This window comes from Mesorhizobium monacense, from assembly GCF_056781675.1.
On sequence record NZ_CM165567.1, the window covers coordinates 2,106,419 to 2,120,969 of the forward strand.

A 14,551-nucleotide genomic window follows, 5' to 3' on the forward strand; every position below is an offset into this window, starting at 1 on the left:
CGGCTACGCCTCGTGCGAGAGCACGCTGGTTATCGGAGTTCATCATGGAAGACCGCATTCGCATCCGTTCGGAGGAAGTGCTTTCCGATGACTGGGCGGTTCTGAAGAAGACTGTCCTCGACTATCGCCGCCGCGACGGGCAGTGGGAGACGCAGGTCCGCCAGACCTACGATCGCGGCGACGGCGCGGTGATCCTGCCGTTTGACCCCGAGCGCTCGACGGTGCTGCTGGTGCGGCAATTCCGCTATCCGGCCTATGTCACCGGCCATCGCGAGCCGCTAATCGAGGCTTGCGCCGGCCTGCTCGACGAAAACGACCCGGAAACCTGCATCCGCAAGGAGGCGGAGGAGGAACTCGGCTACCGGCTGAAAGACGTCGAGCGGTTGTTTTCGCCCTATATGAGCCCCGGCAGCGTGACCGAACGGCTTTGGTTCTTCATTGCCCGCTACACGCCCGCCGACCGCATCTCGGCCGGCGGCGGCGCGCCGGAGGAAGGCGAGGACATCGAGGTCCTGGAAATGACCCTCGACGATGCACTCGCCGGCATTGCCGACGGCCGCATCGTCGATGCCAAGACGATCATCCTCATCCAGCACCTGAAATTGTATCCGATTCCGGCCTGAAACGACGGGCTATTCCAGCGCATGAGTGCGTCTGGCGCCTGGATACCGAGGCGCTGCGCCGGACCTTGCCGTCCCGGGATCACCAAAGGCTCGTTACAATCTGCGAATTTGCTAATATACTGTTAACCAAGCCGTCGGCTCCGGGACAGGAGGATGTTGGCGGCAGGCATGGAGGCGCCTGTCGCAGGGCGCCTGCAAAAGTAAGGAGTAGTTCCATGCAACGGTTCATGCTCACATCACTGGTACTGGCGCTGTCGGCAGGCTTTGCCCTGGCGCAAACGGCCACCCCCAACGCCACCAAAGAGATCAAGGTCAATTACGGCGCGGCCGGCGGGATGAAGCTCGACCCGACGACAACGGGGGGCACAACGGCTGCGCCCGCGAAGGAATGCCCGACCGGCCAGCAGGCAAACAGCACGACGGCGAGCAGCCAGGACGCGAATGCTCCTGCTCCCAAGTGCTGAACAGATCATCCCGATCGATCGTCAGCGCACCAGCTGAGCCTCGGCTGTAAGCCTATTGCGACCTCCGGAGCCCATGTTCAGGAGGTGACGCATTCTTGTGCCTGCACAGAGGCGGTTGACGTTTTGGCGCGAAGCCCCGAAAAGCAACGGGCGCGGACGTGGCGGAATTGGTAGACGCAAGGGACTTAAAATCCCTCGATCTCTGATCGTACGGGTTCGATTCCCGTCGTCCGCACCACGTTGAAATCAAACATTAATTTACAATTTATGGGTTTGCTGGATACCCAAGAGAAAACCCACTTGGGTAGCCGTGGGGGTATCCTCCCTCCCGTCCGGTGCCAATTGCGGTGCCAATTCTTTCCTGCAACTATCGGCAAGTCCACGCGACATGGACGCGACATGGGAGAGAGCAGTGGCAGACGACAAATCGAAACGCGGCAAGCAGGATCGGGCGCGGGTTTCTGTAAAAGCCGTACGAGGTGAATTACTTCGCTAGGAAGCACACCATCACAAAGGACCAAGCCCTCAAAATCATCAAGGACACGAAGGGCAATCGGGTAAAGGCCAACGCTGCGGCCGAAAAACTCAAATAAGGATGCTCGCTGGCGGAAGAGTTTTCCGCCGCGTCAGTCTGTAGTCCGAATTATCGATCTACTTGGCGAGCTCCTCTATCGCGCTCGCCAGCGTGGCAGAATGGTTCTTTTTGCAATAGGCCGCGACCTTGGCTGCATTGGCCTCCGCCTTGTCACCATCCACCATGGTGTTGCCTGCCTTGCCATGGACATAGCCGTTCATCCACATGGCGACGGCAACAGTCTTGCGAGCCGACATGGCTCCGACTTCCTTGCAGGTGAGCTTCGACATGTCCACTTCCTTGGCCGTTGCTTGGCCGGCCAAGACGACACTTGCAACTGCGAGTGCAATTGGAAAATGGCGTTTCATGGTGAGGTCTCCTCCCAAAAAGCCCCCGCCTTGGCCTAGCCAATAAACACGCGTGTTCTGTTGGAAATATGACGCTCACCGCCATCTGGGGCGACGCTACGGCCGAGAGACGAAAACCTCCACCATCGCCGGCGCGGGTGTGAGGCTCAGGAAGGCTTTAGGCTTGGGCTCCGCAGGCGGCGTGTTCGGCTCTGGGCAATCAGGATTTGACCATTCCTCACACGGAGAAAGCCGACCGCCAACGCCGCCATAACGCTCCACAAGTTTTGCGAATCCGTAAGCGAAGGCGAAAAGCAGCGCCAGGACAACCACTATTCGAGCGGCCATAGGGGATTGTAGCAGGATTCCCTCATCCTGACGCGAAAAGGCCCGCCACCATGAGGCAGCGGGCGCTAGTTCGGGAGGAGTGTCGGGCGCGTCCCCTTTGCCCGTGAACACAACGGTACGCCTCACTTAGCTGGATAATAAGCGCGCGCCGGTTGAAGCTCTGCATATTCAATCTGCGTGACTTTTCTGCCACAAAATAAGAAAGCCCGCCACCGTGAGGCAGCGGGCGAAAGTGGCACTCAATCGAACCTTGCCCCTAATTCCAATGCATGTGTCGGTTACCCCCAATCTCTAAATTGTTCGAACGACCCTGTTCTTTTAGCCTGCCGAAGTTGGCGCTCGTAGCTCAATCTAGGACAGAGCGGGACCTCCCGGGCAGATGCAGGTTCGAGCCCTGCCGAGTGCACCAATTTTTTCTTGCTTCAGTAGTGGTCTGGCTGCTCCCGCTCATCGTCGCCTTTGCGGTCGTCGCCGGTGTCGCCGACCTGATAGCCTTTGCCGGGGTTGTTGCCCCAGCCTAGATCCGGCTCGCCGTCTGGAGTGTTCCAAGTGCCCTCAACGAGAATGACGGCCTTGCGCTGGTCGACATGCTCCGTCGTGCCTAGTTCGAGTTCTAGATCGCCCTCGCTACCAAAGCACTTCAGGTCGCCCGTTAGCGAAGCGGTCACGGTCCAGCCGAGCGAGTGCTCATCATCCTCCCACGTCCGCCCGTCGGCGCCGGCTTGAGGCTCGTCGTTGATGTCGCCTCCATGCTCGTTTTCTTCCTCGCGGTCGTCGTAGGCACTGCCCCTGCCATCGAGGAATAGATTGCTCGTGGCCTGCGGACCATTCGAGGTCCAGCCGAGGGACGGTTCGTCGTCGGCCGTCTCCTCTAGGTCTGGATCCGGGCTGATGTCGTCGAGCATGTCGATCAGCGCCTCGATCGAGGTTGCCAGCGCCTTCCGACTGGTGCGGTCGACCTGCAGGGTCAGAATGTCAAACGCGTTTGACTTTTGGCCGGTGTCAACAGTTGTTGTCGTGTCCGCCACGGCGGACATTTCGGCGGCGTAGCGCTGCCCCTTGCCCGTCAGGGCGATGTCAACCGTGGTTGTCATGGCGGACGTCCTCCTCGAGATTGTCGAGCACGCGGCCACCGGCGTCGTGCAGGGCGTTGGACGCCTTCAGGAGGACGAAGGCTAAGGTTACGCGTCCAAGACGCGTGCGGAGCGCCCCTGCGGCCAGCAGCATGGCTATGGCGGCGTAGGTCATGACTGCCTCACCACGAAAACAAACCCGGCCTCATGATCGATCTGGACGCGATATTCCGCGCCGCCGTCGATCAATGACATTGCAGTTGCGATAAAGGCGGCGTCGCGCGCGATCCGCAGCGCCGCAGCGCCGCAGCGCCGCAGCGGCCATCGGCTTGGCAGCGGGCATAGCTTCGCCGGCTGCCGGAACATGGGTGTTCGGCATTATAGTTGCTCCTTGAGCATGTTTAGTAACAGGGTTACTATAGCTTCAGGATCTGATTCACATCAAGCTAAAAAGTAACAGGGTTACTAAATGAACGCTGCGCAGTGCAAAATGGCGAGAGCGGCAATTGGCCTCGGCGTGCGAGAATTGGCGGTGAAAGCCGACGTTTCACCCAACACAATTGCTCGTCTTGAGCGCGGCGAAGCAATGCGAGAAAGCACGGTCGAAGCCATCCGCCGTACCCTCGAAGGGGCTGGCGTCGAGTTCATCCCCGAGAATGGCGGCGGCGCTGGGGTGAGGTTGAGGAAATGAAAGACGCGCGGATTTGACTCGCTAAGTTCGTCCGGAAGCGTACAGAAGGATCGTCGCCAGCCAACAGAACGGGCGCTGGCGCTTGGAAGAGTCGATCACGCTTTCGCCCATAATAAGGGAAAAGTGAATGTCACACGACACTTCAATCGATTCCAAGCAGCTTTCAATGCTCGCTGCCGTACTCAAAGGCTACTGCGACGAAGCAGGAATCCCCGAATGGCACCCGGCAAGGGAACACTTCGGGCGGTGGCTTATGAGCCTGTTCCAATCCGGGGTAATTGAGCCTGACGCTCTGAAAGCCAAGATGAACGATGGCTATGAAGATTGGCTAGGCGAGATCGGCGCAACCGGTCCTTTCATACCGCCCAAACTATCGTCCGATGACCGTCTGGTGGGCGACAATATCTTGCCAGGATCAGATCGAAGGGGCAGACCAGCGGTCGTCCGCGAAAACCCAACGACCTAGCTGACTTCTTCTAGAGGATCATTGAAATGCGTCGGGTCCGCTGTCGACGGCTCCAAAGCGCGAACGTTGCGCAACTGGACACTTCCGGGAGACAGCGGACTCAAACTAGGGCCAAGAGGGGCAAGGCCCTTTATGATCCCTATGCGGGGATCATGGTGATAACAGCGGGCGGGTACAAACGTTCCGTCGGCTGAAAGATATATCCGGTCGATTGCGACAGCGCTCATGCTAGTCGTCCAAAAGTGGTGTCTCATTGTGACGATTGCCATCATCAGGAGGCCATATCTGCCTGTCGCCCAGCATCAAGCGGTAGCGCCGGTCCAGATGATTGATGACCTCGTGCGCTTCGGCCGTCGTGTAAAAGATGGCTATGCCTTCCACCGTTTCGCCGTCGACGCGCTCAAGGCGATAAGCATCCTGCCGCGGAGGGTCTTTGTAGGCCAATGATAAGCGCTCCCCAAGATGGGTATTTTAGGCGCGTTTCATGAACATTTCTTAAGGCGGCAAAGCGAGCAGCCATCAGCGCCGCTTCGGCTTCGGCGTGATCTCCTCGATCTGCGCCTTAGCTCCGTCCTGCACCATCGCCTGTTCAAGCGCCTCGGCTTCGGCCTTGTCTCTGGTGGTCAGCACCGTGCGCCAACTCGGCTTCTCGAACACGCTCACGACGTAGGTTGTCGCGGGCTTTTCGGTCATGCTCCACCTTGCTTAGATCATTTGGGTGTGTTCCGATTATATTAGCAGGAGCGTATATATTAACCAGCCGGTGCCGCCACTGAGCCTCGCCGGTTAGGCTCGGTATTTGCTGGCCTACCCCGCTCGCGAGTGCCGGGCCGCTCCGGTCAGCGCGCCGCTGTATTAACCACTTGCGCCGACAAGGCGGAGCCAAAACCAATGTGCGGGGTTTACCTGCATGGAACATTCTCAACACAGGTTCTATTGCCACATTGAGGCCGGTGGAACCTGGGGCGTTTGGGACCGCATCACTAACAGGCCGGCCAGGTTGGGAGGACGCGATCTCCTCGGTTGCAAACCCCAGAGAGCTGAGGCTGCCGAAGGCGTTCTGACGCGGATTTATGACAACGGATTGGAAGCGCTCGGCGTTCGCATAGCTGGGATAGCACGCTAGCGCTTTCCTCGGCTTCGCCCCGTTTCTTAGCGATCTCGATCGGCCTTACCGAACGTCGGCTTCCAGTCGCGGTTGCGCTCCTCCTGCTGGCCTTCGTAGTCAGGAATGCATGTGAAGAATACCGGGCGGCGGTCGCGGCCCTCGGCTTTGCATTTTGAGCAGCCAAAGAGGCCGACCAAATCCTGATGCATGGAGCCGTGATCCGGTCCAAGCCTGTCGACCAGCGCCTGGATATCGAGCTTTGTCGATTTGCAGCACATCGGGTGTCCGCAATTGACGTAGATGGTTTCGCGGGCGGCGAGGGTCTCGGCGACGGTCTTTTGGGGCATGGCGATCTCTGTTGAAGGTTCGCCGCAACGGAGAGGATTATATTCCTGAAAGGGCAGAGCCTTGCAAGCAGGAAACAGCGCTTGGGTGCAATGGGGGCCGGTGAGGGAGGAGACCCTTTAGGCCCTGGTCGATCAGGGCACTCAGTCTTAATTGAGTGATTTGAGCGGTTCAACGCTTGTAGCCGGTCGGCAGAGCGGCCATTGCCTCTCGGAAGCTGTGTTCCATTGCCGCCGGGTATATTCCTTTGTTGAACAGCCCGTCCCATAGGAAAAGGCAGGCCACAAAGGCAATCACGACAAGTACGGGACGCATCGGCTACCAGCCCAAGTGAATTATCTGGGAAAGATCGGCGATGTCGCCATAGATCATCGAACCTTTGACGAGAAAACACTTGCCACCCAGGACGTCGAAGAGTGGGCTTGACGCGGTGCAAACCGGCGGGACCTTATGGTCCTTGGCTTCGGCATAGCCGACACTGATCACGAGGATAGCGATAGCACAGAGACTGGTTTTGCTCATATCTAACCCCTAAAGCCAACTGGCTTTTTTGGGCCGCAAAACCGGGTTGCCGTCCCTTTAAGGTAGCATCGGGCCACATGAGCTTCATTCTATCGATTGGAGACACGGGCTCATCTATTAGCCGTAGGCGCAAAAAACGGGTTCACCCCGCCAGCGAGGCATCACTACCGGCTGGCATCCGTGGGCCTGTATGGGCCGGCGCCAATCCATTCCTGCCGGCCGCTGGCCTACGCCGCCGAAACGCCTCGCGGGCAGGTTGTATTTCTGACCGGGTTCAGCAATATGGCGGGATGGGGGGACGGCTCTACGGATTGGATGCTCTGCGCGGAGTCGCGGCAATTGCGGTCGCGCTTTTCCATTTGGCGCGCACCTATCACTTCACGCCGCTGCCGCTGGACCCTTCGCTCGCAGTTGACCTGTTCTTCATCCTGTCCGGCTTCGTGATGACGCGGACCTACGAAGATCGCCTGCGCAACGGGCTGACGACTGTAAGCTTCATCGCCTTGCGATATCGCCGGCTCTTCTTGCCCCTGGCCATCGGGTCGACCGTCGGCTTGGCTCTAATGATTGCCACCTATGGACCCGAAGTCGAGTTCGCCTTGGCCTACTTCCTGATCCTGTGGTTTCTCCCCGCCATCTGGACGTCGGCATTCTTCCTAAACATCCCGGCTTGGTCGCTGTTTGTGGAAATCATCAGCAACGCTCTGCACGGCACGATCTTCGCCAAGATGTCGAACTCGCGGCTTCTGGTGCTGATCGGTGCCTGCGGACTGCTTTTTGCCGCTAGCCTTGTAACAGGCCACTCACATTGGAGCCCGGCGATCACATCGATCTTGTGGCTGATCCCGCGCGAACTGACCTGCTACCTCGTCGGCATCTGGATGTTCCGCCGCTATGGCGATGCACACCTCGGGGATCATCCAGCATGGGCGGTGGCGGCGTTCGTGGTCGCGCTGGCGCTTGCCTCGATCAATTCCACTTTCGAGATCGCAGCGCTCGTCGCGGCACCCTTCATCGTTAGAGCGACACTCGGCCTGCCTCGCATGCGATGGGCGATGTGGGCTGGCGCGCTATCCTATCCGCTCTATGCGACGCACGTTCCGGTGATCAAGGCGGCGAACCTGATGGGGTTAAATCCTTTCGTCGGCCTAGCTCTGGCGGCAACAGTTGCGACCGCCGTGACCTTGGCCTTCGAAATTCGCCGCCCCGCCAGACGCGCCATTCCAGCGCTGGCTTAGATCACCGGGTAAATGACCCGACAACTATGATCGCTGACAGTCGTCCCTGTCGGACCAGTCATGGTAGCGCCACACCGATCCCGTGCCGGGCGGACCAGCGGGGCATGGAATTTCAGGAACCTGGGAGCGATCTTGCTGGGTGAGAAGCCGTTGCGGGGCAGCCCAAGCGCTTCGTGCTCGGCGACGTCCAACTGTCGGCCTACCCACACGGCTACTTCGGCGATGTCGCCGACATAACTGGCCCAGAACGAAGGGGCACCGCCAAGCGTCAGCGGGGTGCCGGGGATGTCAAAGAACCAAATTTGCTGATGAGTTCGCCGTGGCTTCCGAGACGCCATCCACGAACAGAGCATTGGCGCCACCGTTAACTCCATTCCAGTTGAACCCAATGGTGTGCCAGTTGCCATCGTTTACGCTGGTTGTGCTGGCGATATTAACCCGAGCATCACTGGCATCATACGCCTGCGCAGTTATTTTGTTTGCCGTGTTGTTAAGGATGAAGGCAACGCCATGGCGCGAACTGCTCGTCCATATTGACAGAGGGAGGGCAATAGCCGTCGTCTGTGTGGTCTTTAACTTGAATGAAATGCAGCCTGTAAAAGCATTCCAGTCGGTGCCTGCGTAAGAAATGCGGTCCGTCCCGCCAGCGAAGTTGATCGCCATCGTTAGGTCTCCTCATCTTTCGAATATTGCGATGGGAGTACGGCTTACAAACCGAGCGCGCGATGTCACGCACGTTGGCCGTAATGTCGACCACGGCGCCGTCGATGAGATCATCAACATTCTCAACGACGATCTCAGATGGATCGAAGCCACCGCCGTGGACAAACAGGTCCGTGAGGAAGTCGGAGAGCTGGCGCTTCTCGCCATTGCCCGCAATCACGCGAAGACGCTGCGGTTGGCCGCCGCTGGTAGTCAAAACAACCTCATTCTCTCCGTCGTAGAAGAAAATAGTGGGTGATGACGGATCAACGAGTTTCCTAAGGTTCGTTTTCACGACCTACGGCACACTCACGCTTCCGCACTGATCGCCAGCGGTCTCGACGTGGTTGCAATCAGCCGTCGTCTGGGGCATGCGTCACCCGTGGTCACGCTGTCGGTCTACGCCCACCTGTTCAAGAGGTCGGACGAAGGCGCTGCAGCGGCGATCGAAGCTGCGATGAGAACGGGCGCAGAACAGTAATCCGACCTTTCGGTGCCAATCCGGTGCCAATTGCGCTCATATGGCTGGACCTGTTTTCGCTTAAGTGCTTGTAATCGCGGCGCGCGGACGTGGCGGAATTGGTAGACGCAAGGGACTTAAAATCCCTCGATCTCTGATCGTACGGGTTCGATTCCCGTCGTCCGCACCAATTCTTGGCGGTTAGCCCCAATGGTCGGACTCTGGAAGCGAGTTCATGCGCGCTGCACATGGATGCGCATAACAAGGGGAAAACGCCAAGTCGGGGTTTTGTTGCGCGGTTGCTAATATTACGCTTGGCCCAGCCGGCTTGCCCCCCAAGCCGGTTAGGCCCGGCAGTCGGTCAATCTCACCCCAACGGACTGTCGGGCCGCTGCCGTCGTACGTCGCGGCTCAGGCTGCTTTGAATTCTGTGTCTGGTATTGCGGCTGCGGCCGCGCTCAGAACTTGTAGCTCAAGTTGATGCCGACGGTGTTAAGCTTCACATTCTGATCGCGGTCGGCAAAGGCGTCCGGCGCGTCAAAGTGCTCGGAGCGGAAATCATAGTAGCGATACTGGGCGCCGACGACGAATTGGTCGGTCAGCGCGTAGTCGACGCCGGCACCAACGGTCCAGCCGACACTCGTGCGCGTCGTGGCGAATGACGTGGCTGCGTTCTGCGACGTTTCGATGCCGGCAAAGGCGATGCCGCCAACACCGTAGAGCAGGAAGCGGTCAATGGCGTAGCCGGCCTTGGCGTTTACCGATCCGAGCCACTTGATGTCGGTGCCGAATGTGTTTCCAGGGCCGAGTTCAGTCGAGCCGTCAATGGAAGAGTAGTTGAGTTCGGCCATGGCGCCGACCACCGCCTGGTCGAACTGCCAGAGGCCGGCGACATGACCGCCAATGAAGCCTCCGTCGAGGTCGGGCGAGGCCGTTAATGGCTCGCCTTCCGTTCCGGATATGTCGGAGCTGCCCCAGCCATAGCCGGCCTGCAGACCGGCATAGTAGCCCGTCCAGTCGAAGCCTGGCGCCGTCATCGGCAGTTCGGCGCCCATGTCCGCGGCGAAAGCCGACCCGCACATGAGGGCAAGAAAGCCGGCACTGGCAAGCGTCAGACGACGCATCGAGTTCTCCGAAATGGCGGTTCAGAAGATCCCTAGGTTGCAGGGTAACCTTATTCGCCGCAAAACGGAATCCCTTTGCAAATCCGCCCGTCGCGCACAAGAGTGCCTATTTGGCGTCGATGAAATCCTGCGCCGCCTGGCTATATTCATCCGGCGCTTGCAGCATGGCGAAATGACTGGCGTTGGGCAGGATGATGAGCTTGGCGCCCGGAATGGCGGAGGCCATGTATTCGGTATGCTCGCGCTTTATCGCCTCGTCGTGATCGCCGGCGACGATCGCCGTGGGCGTGGTTATCTTGCCGAGCTGTTCCTTGGTCCACGCCGGCTCCGTCTCCCACATGTGGCTGAGCTGCGCCACGAAGGCATCATACTGGTCCGGGGTCTTGGACATCTTCTTGTAGTCGCGGCCGGAGCGGTCGATGTAGGCGGCAAAGGTCTTGTTGGTCATCACGCCCGGATCGAGGCCATCGGTGGTAACGTTGGCGGCTTGTGCAAAGAGCCTCGTCAGCCGTTCCGGATGATGCAGCGCGATGTCGATACCGATAATGCCGCCATCGCTCCAGCCGACAAGCGCGGTCTTGTCGATCTTCAGGTAGTCGAGCAGCGCCAGATAGTCCGACGCCATCAAATCGTAGCCATAAGGCTGTTCGGTACGGGTCGAGCGGCCGTGGCCACGGCTGTCGGCGACGATCACCTTGTGGGTTTTGGAAAGTGTCGCCACCTGGCTGGCCCAGATGTCGGCGTGGCCGAGGCCGCCATGGATCAGCAGCACCGGGTCGCCCGCGCCGAAAACGGCGTAGTACATCTGGATGCCATTGACCGGCGCATATCCGCTTTGATCAGGCTTGGGCATGGCCGCCGGCTCCGGCAAGGTCTGCCAACGTTCCTCGGCGACGGCAAAAGCGGTTGAGGCTGTGAACAAGATGACGATGGCGAACGCTTTCCAGAAACGGATCATGGTTCCCTCTTACGGTCGGTTCGCAGTCAGCATTGCGTTCTAACCACATTAGTCAACAAGCTCGGGTCTACCCGGCGGGTGCCGCCGACGGCCGAGCCACGGGCGACGGCTCATGCCGGCGGGTTGCGCGTCCGATCCTCCAGGTCGCGCTGTTTCTCCAGAGGCGATGCGAGCCGGTTGAAAGCATATTCGGCCAGCATGGAGCCGGCGACGAAGATCAGGATCGGCGTCAGCCACATCCAGAACGAATGCAGGGTGAAAAAGGCCAGGCCGGCCAGGCATGCCGACAGCGCGAAAACTGCAAATCGCATCGTCTGTGCCATCGTCCTCACCAATCCAGACAGTCGCCAGATGTGAGCCTAGAGCATTTCGCCTTGCCGGAGGAGCCGCTCATGAGACGGTTCTGCATCAAGCACAATCCGGCTTTGCCAACTGGTCAAAACCGCGCCGGATTGGCACAGTGGGCAAACAGGAGTCCCCAATGGCAAGCAGCGCGAATACCACGAGACCAAAGCCCTGGACCGAGATGGCGACGCATCTCGTCGATGTCGCCATGGGGCGCAAGCCGGCCGACCTCGTCATCCGCAATGGGCGCTGGGTGAACGTCCATTCCGGCGAGATCATCGCCGGCACCGATATCGCCATTGCCGGCGGCCGCTTCGCCTATTGCGGGCCGAATGCCGGTCACGCCATCGGCCAGGGCACCAAGGTGGTCGACGCCGGCGGGCGCTATCTGGTGCCAGGCCTTTGCGACGCGCATATGCATGTCGAGAGCGGAATGGTGACGGTGACGGAGTTCTGCCGCGCCGTCATCCCGCACGGCACCACCTCGATGTTCATCGATCCGCATGAGATCGCCAATGTGCTCGGGCTTCCAGGCGTGAGGCTGATGCATGACGAGGCCGTCGCCATGCCGATCAATGTGCACGTGCAGATGCCGTCCTGCGTGCCCTCGGCGCCGGGGCTGGAGCATGCCGGCGCCGAACTGACGGTCGCCGATGTCGCCGAAGCCATGACATGGGAAAACATTATCGGGCTCGGCGAGGTGATGAATTTTCCCGGCGTCGCCGCCAACGATCCAATCATGTCGGGCGAGATCGCGGCGACGGTAAAGGCGGGCAAGACGGTCGGCGGCCACTATGCCTCGCGCGACCTCGGCCTGCCGTTCCATGGCTATGTCGCCGGCGGACCGGAGGACGACCATGAGGGCACTCGCGCCGAGGACGCCATTGCTCGGGTGCGCCAGGGCATGAAGGCGATGCTGCGGCTGGGCTCAGCCTGGTATGACGTCGCCTCGCAGATCAAGGCCGTGACCGAGAGCGGGGTCGATCCGCGCAATTTCATCCTGTGCACCGACGACAGCCATTCCGGCACGCTGGTCCAGGAAGGCCATATGGATCGGGTGGTGCGGCATGCCATCCAGCAGGGATTGAAGCCGGTGACGGCGATCCAGATGGCGACGCTCAACACCGCCCAGCATTTCAAATTGGAGCGCGAGATCGGCTCGATCGCGCCGGGGCGGCTCGCCGATTTGCTGATCGTCTCGGATCTGGCCGCGATGACCATCGACGAGGTCTATGCTCGCGGCGTCAGGCTGGCCAAAGGCGGCAAGCTCGACATCGACATTCCCGCCTACAACTATCCGAAGACGGCGAAGAACACCGTCAAGCTCGGCAAGAAGCTGAAGGCGAGGGATTTCGACGTGGTGGCGCCGAAGGGCGCCAACGAGGTGCGGGTGCGGGTCATCGGTGTCATCGAGAACCAGGCGCCGACGCGGGCGCTGGAAGCCGATCTTCCGGTCGAGGACGGGCTGGTCGCCATGGACCGCCGCAACGATGTCTGCCAGATCGCGCTGGTCGAGCGCCACCGGGGTACGGGCGGCGTCACCAACGCCTTCGTCTCCGGTTTCGGCTATATGGCCGACTGCGCCATGGCCTCCAGTGTCGCGCACGACAGTCATCACATCATCGTCGTTGGCACCAACAAGCAAGACATGGCGCTGGCCGTCAACCGGCTGGGCGAAGTCGGCGGCGGCGTCGTGCTGTTCTCCAAGGGCAAGGAGCTGGCGCTGGTCGAAATGCCGATCGCCGGCCTGATGTCAGACGAGCGGGCGGAAATCGTCGCGGCCAAGGCGGAGAAACTCACTGAGGCGATGCGCAAGATGGGCTGTTCGTTGAACAACGCCTATATGCAGCACTCGCTGCTGGCGCTGGTGGTGATCCCCGAACTCAGAATCTCCGATGTCGGCCTGGTCGATGTCACGACATTCCAGAAGGTCGACCTTTTTATCTGAGAACCAGGCGGCGTGCCTTTACTATCCGCCGGTGGCGATGGTCAGCACCTTGAACGGCGTCGTGATGACGATTTCGGCGACCGAGCCGACGGCCTTGCCGAGGCCCTGACCAAGATTGTTGAGCTGCGTTGGGTCGGGTTCGTCCGAGGCTAGGCCGGCCGGCGTGCGCAGCCGGTCGCCCAGCAGTTGGACCAGCATCGGATTGTCGGCGAATTTGGCGTGGTTCAGACGGTCGCCGCCGTTGGTCTGGCTGAGGTCGACGACGGACACGCCGTAGCTGGCGAGGTCGGCGGCATTGCCATAGTCGCCGACGCGCGGCTTGTCGCCGGAAATGATGGAAGACAGTTTTAACGCGCGGTCGTCGGCGGAAAGCAGGATGGCGAACGGCTTGTCGGGCTTGCCATAGCGGATCATCTGCTTCTTGAACACGTCGACGTCGATATCGGGCGAGGCGAGGATCACATAGCCCAGCTTGCCGTCGAGGTCGCGGTCGTCGGTGATGGCCAGCTGGCGCAGTGCCTCCATGGTCACCCAGGTTCCCATCGAGTGCGCAATGATATCGATGCTCTTGACGCGTGTTTTCGCCAGCATGCGCAGCGTCGCTTCAAGGTCGTCACGCGCCGCGTTGGCACTTTCCTTGTCATAGATATAGCCGGTGGTCTTGCCGCTCGACGCCCATGAGAACAGCACCGGCGTGCCCGGATATTTGGTGTCGTGCGCGATCTGCGTCAGCCGGTAGATGCCGTCGTCGAAGCCGTTGTTGAAGCCGTGCACGAAAACCAGGGCGCGGTCGCCGCGCATGGCGATGTCGGCGCCGACCGCCTTGCCGAATTGCGCCGCGTCCTCGTAGTGGACGACGCCGGTCGCGGTGAATTGTTTGGCCGGGTTGCTGTCGGCGGAGCTCTTGGCGCGCTCGATGGCACCGACATGATGGACCTTTGGGACGGTCACGTCGACGCGAGCGTAGCTGGTGGTCAACGAGCGGTCGCCGTCGAACACCTGGCGTGGGTCTTTCGTTGCCTTCTGACGGGTGGTGGCAACGAAGATCTCATGCGTGGCCGCAATGTCGGAGGCGGGTGCTGCGACCGTCGTCTTGTTGAGCAGGTCGTGCGTGTTCTGGCCGGCGCAGCCTGCGAGAGCGAGCGCGAACGCCACGACAAGGAAGCTCTTCGAACGCACGGTCACACGCCGGCTCCCGCTGGTGACGCCATGCTC

21 protein-coding genes and 3 tRNA genes are annotated in these 14,551 nt (G+C 60.3%); 11 read left to right on the plus strand and 13 right to left on the minus strand.

Features of this window, described 5'->3' with window-relative positions; translation table 11 throughout:
* The first annotated feature begins 44 nt into the window (after positions 1 to 44).
* From AC1RUK_RS09935 to AC1RUK_RS09945, 3 genes are all read left to right on the plus strand, one after another.
* Positions 45 to 623: an NUDIX domain-containing protein gene (locus AC1RUK_RS09935; RefSeq protein ID WP_481835755.1), complete on the plus strand. Its 579-nt coding sequence runs from the start codon at positions 45 to 47 to the stop codon at positions 621 to 623.
* A gap of 215 nt (positions 624 to 838) precedes the next feature.
* Positions 839 to 1,087, plus strand: a complete 249-nt coding sequence (locus AC1RUK_RS09940) for a hypothetical protein (protein WP_481835754.1) — start codon at positions 839 to 841, stop codon at positions 1,085 to 1,087.
* Between the two features lie 152 nt (positions 1,088 to 1,239).
* Positions 1,240 to 1,325, plus strand: a tRNA-Leu gene (locus AC1RUK_RS09945).
* Between the two features lie 413 nt (positions 1,326 to 1,738).
* On the opposite strand, the gene AC1RUK_RS09950 is transcribed toward AC1RUK_RS09945, so the two are convergent.
* Positions 1,739 to 2,029 (minus strand): HdeA/HdeB family chaperone, encoded by a 291-nt coding sequence (locus AC1RUK_RS09950; protein ID WP_436171929.1) that lies wholly within the window; start codon positions 2,027 to 2,029, stop codon positions 1,739 to 1,741.
* Positions 2,030 to 2,691: 662 nt separating this feature from the next.
* Here AC1RUK_RS09950 and AC1RUK_RS09955 point away from each other — a divergent pair.
* A tRNA-Gly gene (locus AC1RUK_RS09955) sits at positions 2,692 to 2,765 on the plus strand.
* A 13-nt stretch (positions 2,766 to 2,778) separates the two neighbouring features.
* Here AC1RUK_RS09955 and AC1RUK_RS09960 read toward each other — a convergent pair.
* Genes AC1RUK_RS09960 through AC1RUK_RS09970 form a run of 3 tightly spaced genes read right to left on the minus strand, consistent with a single transcriptional unit; the run spans position 2,779 to position 3,795 of the window.
* Positions 2,779 to 3,450 carry a hypothetical protein gene (locus tag AC1RUK_RS09960; protein WP_481835753.1) on the minus strand — a complete coding sequence of 224 codons (672 nt, stop codon included), beginning with the start codon at positions 3,448 to 3,450 and terminating at the stop codon, positions 2,779 to 2,781.
* On the minus strand, positions 3,434 to 3,604 hold the full coding sequence (locus tag AC1RUK_RS09965) for a hypothetical protein (protein WP_481835752.1): 171 nt from the start codon (positions 3,602 to 3,604) through the stop codon (positions 3,434 to 3,436). The genes AC1RUK_RS09960 and AC1RUK_RS09965 overlap by 17 nt, the downstream gene beginning before the upstream one ends.
* Positions 3,601 to 3,795 carry a hypothetical protein gene (locus AC1RUK_RS09970; protein WP_481835751.1) on the minus strand — a complete coding sequence of 65 codons (195 nt, stop codon included), beginning with the start codon at positions 3,793 to 3,795 and terminating at the stop codon, positions 3,601 to 3,603. Before AC1RUK_RS09970 ends, AC1RUK_RS09965 begins: the two co-directional genes overlap by 4 nt.
* Positions 3,796 to 3,898: 103 nt before the next feature.
* Between AC1RUK_RS09970 and AC1RUK_RS09975 the strand changes: the two genes are divergently transcribed.
* A complete protein-coding gene (locus AC1RUK_RS09975) occupies positions 3,899 to 4,120 on the plus strand; it encodes a helix-turn-helix domain-containing protein (RefSeq protein ID WP_481835750.1) in 222 nt (73 codons plus the stop codon).
* A 127-nt stretch (positions 4,121 to 4,247) separates the two neighbouring features.
* A complete protein-coding gene (locus AC1RUK_RS09980; RefSeq protein WP_481835749.1) occupies positions 4,248 to 4,586 on the plus strand; it encodes a hypothetical protein in 339 nt (112 codons plus the stop codon).
* Between the two features lie 228 nt (positions 4,587 to 4,814).
* Here AC1RUK_RS09980 and AC1RUK_RS09985 read toward each other — a convergent pair whose 3' ends face one another.
* The 4 genes from AC1RUK_RS09985 to AC1RUK_RS10000 all read right to left on the minus strand — a co-directional run bounded on the left by AC1RUK_RS09985 (position 4,815) and on the right by AC1RUK_RS10000 (position 6,561).
* On the minus strand, positions 4,815 to 5,030 hold the full coding sequence (locus AC1RUK_RS09985; RefSeq protein ID WP_436174863.1) for a hypothetical protein: 216 nt from the start codon (positions 5,028 to 5,030) through the stop codon (positions 4,815 to 4,817).
* Positions 5,031 to 5,105: 75 nt separating this feature from the next.
* Entirely contained in the window at positions 5,106 to 5,279 is a 174-nt protein-coding gene (locus AC1RUK_RS09990) for a hypothetical protein (protein WP_481835748.1), read from the minus strand.
* Between the two features lie 459 nt (positions 5,280 to 5,738).
* Positions 5,739 to 6,041, minus strand: coding sequence for a hypothetical protein (locus AC1RUK_RS09995; RefSeq protein ID WP_481835747.1), 303 nt, complete (start codon positions 6,039 to 6,041; stop codon positions 5,739 to 5,741).
* A 316-nt stretch (positions 6,042 to 6,357) separates the two neighbouring features.
* Positions 6,358 to 6,561 carry a hypothetical protein gene (locus AC1RUK_RS10000; protein WP_481835746.1) on the minus strand — a complete coding sequence of 68 codons (204 nt, stop codon included), beginning with the start codon at positions 6,559 to 6,561 and terminating at the stop codon, positions 6,358 to 6,360.
* 77 nt (positions 6,562 to 6,638) lie between these two features.
* On the opposite strand from AC1RUK_RS10000, the gene AC1RUK_RS10005 reads away from it, so the two are divergent.
* The gene (locus AC1RUK_RS10005) at positions 6,639 to 7,799 is read left to right on the plus strand and encodes an acyltransferase family protein (RefSeq protein WP_481835745.1); all 1,161 of its coding nucleotides are present in this window, start codon (positions 6,639 to 6,641) and stop codon (positions 7,797 to 7,799) included.
* 288 nt (positions 7,800 to 8,087) lie between these two features.
* On the opposite strand, the gene AC1RUK_RS10010 is transcribed toward AC1RUK_RS10005, so the two are convergent.
* Complete coding sequence (locus AC1RUK_RS10010; protein ID WP_481835744.1) at positions 8,088 to 8,462, minus strand: laminin G domain-containing protein; 375 nt, start codon at positions 8,460 to 8,462, stop codon at positions 8,088 to 8,090.
* On the opposite strand from AC1RUK_RS10010, the gene AC1RUK_RS10015 reads away from it, so the two are divergent.
* From AC1RUK_RS10015 to AC1RUK_RS10025, 3 genes are all read left to right on the plus strand, one after another.
* The gene (locus AC1RUK_RS10015) at positions 8,452 to 8,760 is read left to right on the plus strand and encodes a hypothetical protein (protein WP_481835743.1); all 309 of its coding nucleotides are present in this window, start codon (positions 8,452 to 8,454) and stop codon (positions 8,758 to 8,760) included. The two genes, AC1RUK_RS10010 and AC1RUK_RS10015, sit on opposite strands and share 11 nt — an antisense overlap.
* Positions 8,761 to 8,826: 66 nt before the next feature.
* Positions 8,827 to 8,982 carry a hypothetical protein gene (locus tag AC1RUK_RS10020; protein ID WP_481840303.1) on the plus strand — a complete coding sequence of 52 codons (156 nt, stop codon included), beginning with the start codon at positions 8,827 to 8,829 and terminating at the stop codon, positions 8,980 to 8,982.
* Positions 8,983 to 9,065: 83 nt separating this feature from the next.
* Positions 9,066 to 9,151, plus strand: a tRNA-Leu gene (locus tag AC1RUK_RS10025).
* A gap of 268 nt (positions 9,152 to 9,419) precedes the next feature.
* Here AC1RUK_RS10025 and AC1RUK_RS10030 read toward each other — a convergent pair.
* The 3 genes from AC1RUK_RS10030 to AC1RUK_RS10040 form a co-directional block, all read right to left on the minus strand.
* The gene (locus tag AC1RUK_RS10030) at positions 9,420 to 10,085 is read right to left on the minus strand and encodes an outer membrane protein (RefSeq protein WP_481835742.1); all 666 of its coding nucleotides are present in this window, start codon (positions 10,083 to 10,085) and stop codon (positions 9,420 to 9,422) included.
* 106 nt (positions 10,086 to 10,191) lie between these two features.
* A complete protein-coding gene (locus AC1RUK_RS10035; RefSeq protein ID WP_481835741.1) occupies positions 10,192 to 11,043 on the minus strand; it encodes an alpha/beta fold hydrolase in 852 nt (283 codons plus the stop codon).
* Between the two features lie 110 nt (positions 11,044 to 11,153).
* Entirely contained in the window at positions 11,154 to 11,366 is a 213-nt protein-coding gene (locus AC1RUK_RS10040; RefSeq protein ID WP_481840229.1) for a hypothetical protein, read from the minus strand.
* 158 nt (positions 11,367 to 11,524) lie between these two features.
* On the opposite strand from AC1RUK_RS10040, the gene ade reads away from it, so the two are divergent.
* Positions 11,525 to 13,336 (plus strand): adenine deaminase, encoded by a 1,812-nt coding sequence (ade, locus tag AC1RUK_RS10045; RefSeq protein ID WP_481835740.1) that lies wholly within the window; start codon positions 11,525 to 11,527, stop codon positions 13,334 to 13,336.
* A gap of 21 nt (positions 13,337 to 13,357) precedes the next feature.
* Here the strand turns inward: ade and AC1RUK_RS10050 are convergent, their stop codons facing one another.
* Positions 13,358 to 14,521: an alpha/beta hydrolase gene (locus tag AC1RUK_RS10050; protein WP_481835739.1), complete on the minus strand. Its 1,164-nt coding sequence runs from the start codon at positions 14,519 to 14,521 to the stop codon at positions 13,358 to 13,360.
* Positions 14,522 to 14,551 lie beyond the last annotated feature (30 nt).

Bases quoted from the DNA above. Each gene is read 5' to 3' on its own strand.
- AC1RUK_RS10030 (WP_481835742.1), bottom strand. From the start codon at position 10,085: ATGCGTCGTCTGACGCTTGCCAGTGCCGGCTTTCTTGCCCTCATGTGC.
- AC1RUK_RS09965 (WP_481835752.1), bottom strand. From the start codon at position 3,604: ATGACCTACGCCGCCATAGCCATGCTGCTGGCCGCAGGGGCGCTCCGC.
- ade (WP_481835740.1), top strand. From the start codon at position 11,525: ATGGCAAGCAGCGCGAATACCACGAGACCAAAGCCCTGGACCGAGATG.
- AC1RUK_RS09980 (WP_481835749.1), top strand. From the start codon at position 4,248: ATGTCACACGACACTTCAATCGATTCCAAGCAGCTTTCAATGCTCGCT.
- AC1RUK_RS09995 (WP_481835747.1), bottom strand. From the start codon at position 6,041: ATGCCCCAAAAGACCGTCGCCGAGACCCTCGCCGCCCGCGAAACCATC.
- AC1RUK_RS10005 (WP_481835745.1), top strand. From the start codon at position 6,639: ATGAGCTTCATTCTATCGATTGGAGACACGGGCTCATCTATTAGCCGT.
- AC1RUK_RS09960 (WP_481835753.1), bottom strand. From the start codon at position 3,450: ATGACAACCACGGTTGACATCGCCCTGACGGGCAAGGGGCAGCGCTAC.
- AC1RUK_RS09990 (WP_481835748.1), bottom strand. From the start codon at position 5,279: ATGACCGAAAAGCCCGCGACAACCTACGTCGTGAGCGTGTTCGAGAAG.
- AC1RUK_RS09970 (WP_481835751.1), bottom strand. From the start codon at position 3,795: ATGTTCCGGCAGCCGGCGAAGCTATGCCCGCTGCCAAGCCGATGGCCG.
- AC1RUK_RS10040 (WP_481840229.1), bottom strand. From the start codon at position 11,366: ATGGCACAGACGATGCGATTTGCAGTTTTCGCGCTGTCGGCATGCCTG.
- AC1RUK_RS09935 (WP_481835755.1), top strand. From the start codon at position 45: ATGGAAGACCGCATTCGCATCCGTTCGGAGGAAGTGCTTTCCGATGAC.
- AC1RUK_RS10000 (WP_481835746.1), bottom strand. From the start codon at position 6,561: ATGAGCAAAACCAGTCTCTGTGCTATCGCTATCCTCGTGATCAGTGTC.
- AC1RUK_RS09975 (WP_481835750.1), top strand. From the start codon at position 3,899: ATGAACGCTGCGCAGTGCAAAATGGCGAGAGCGGCAATTGGCCTCGGC.
- AC1RUK_RS09950 (WP_436171929.1), bottom strand. From the start codon at position 2,029: ATGAAACGCCATTTTCCAATTGCACTCGCAGTTGCAAGTGTCGTCTTG.
- AC1RUK_RS10035 (WP_481835741.1), bottom strand. From the start codon at position 11,043: ATGATCCGTTTCTGGAAAGCGTTCGCCATCGTCATCTTGTTCACAGCC.
- AC1RUK_RS10010 (WP_481835744.1), bottom strand. From the start codon at position 8,462: ATGGCGATCAACTTCGCTGGCGGGACGGACCGCATTTCTTACGCAGGC.
- AC1RUK_RS09940 (WP_481835754.1), top strand. From the start codon at position 839: ATGCAACGGTTCATGCTCACATCACTGGTACTGGCGCTGTCGGCAGGC.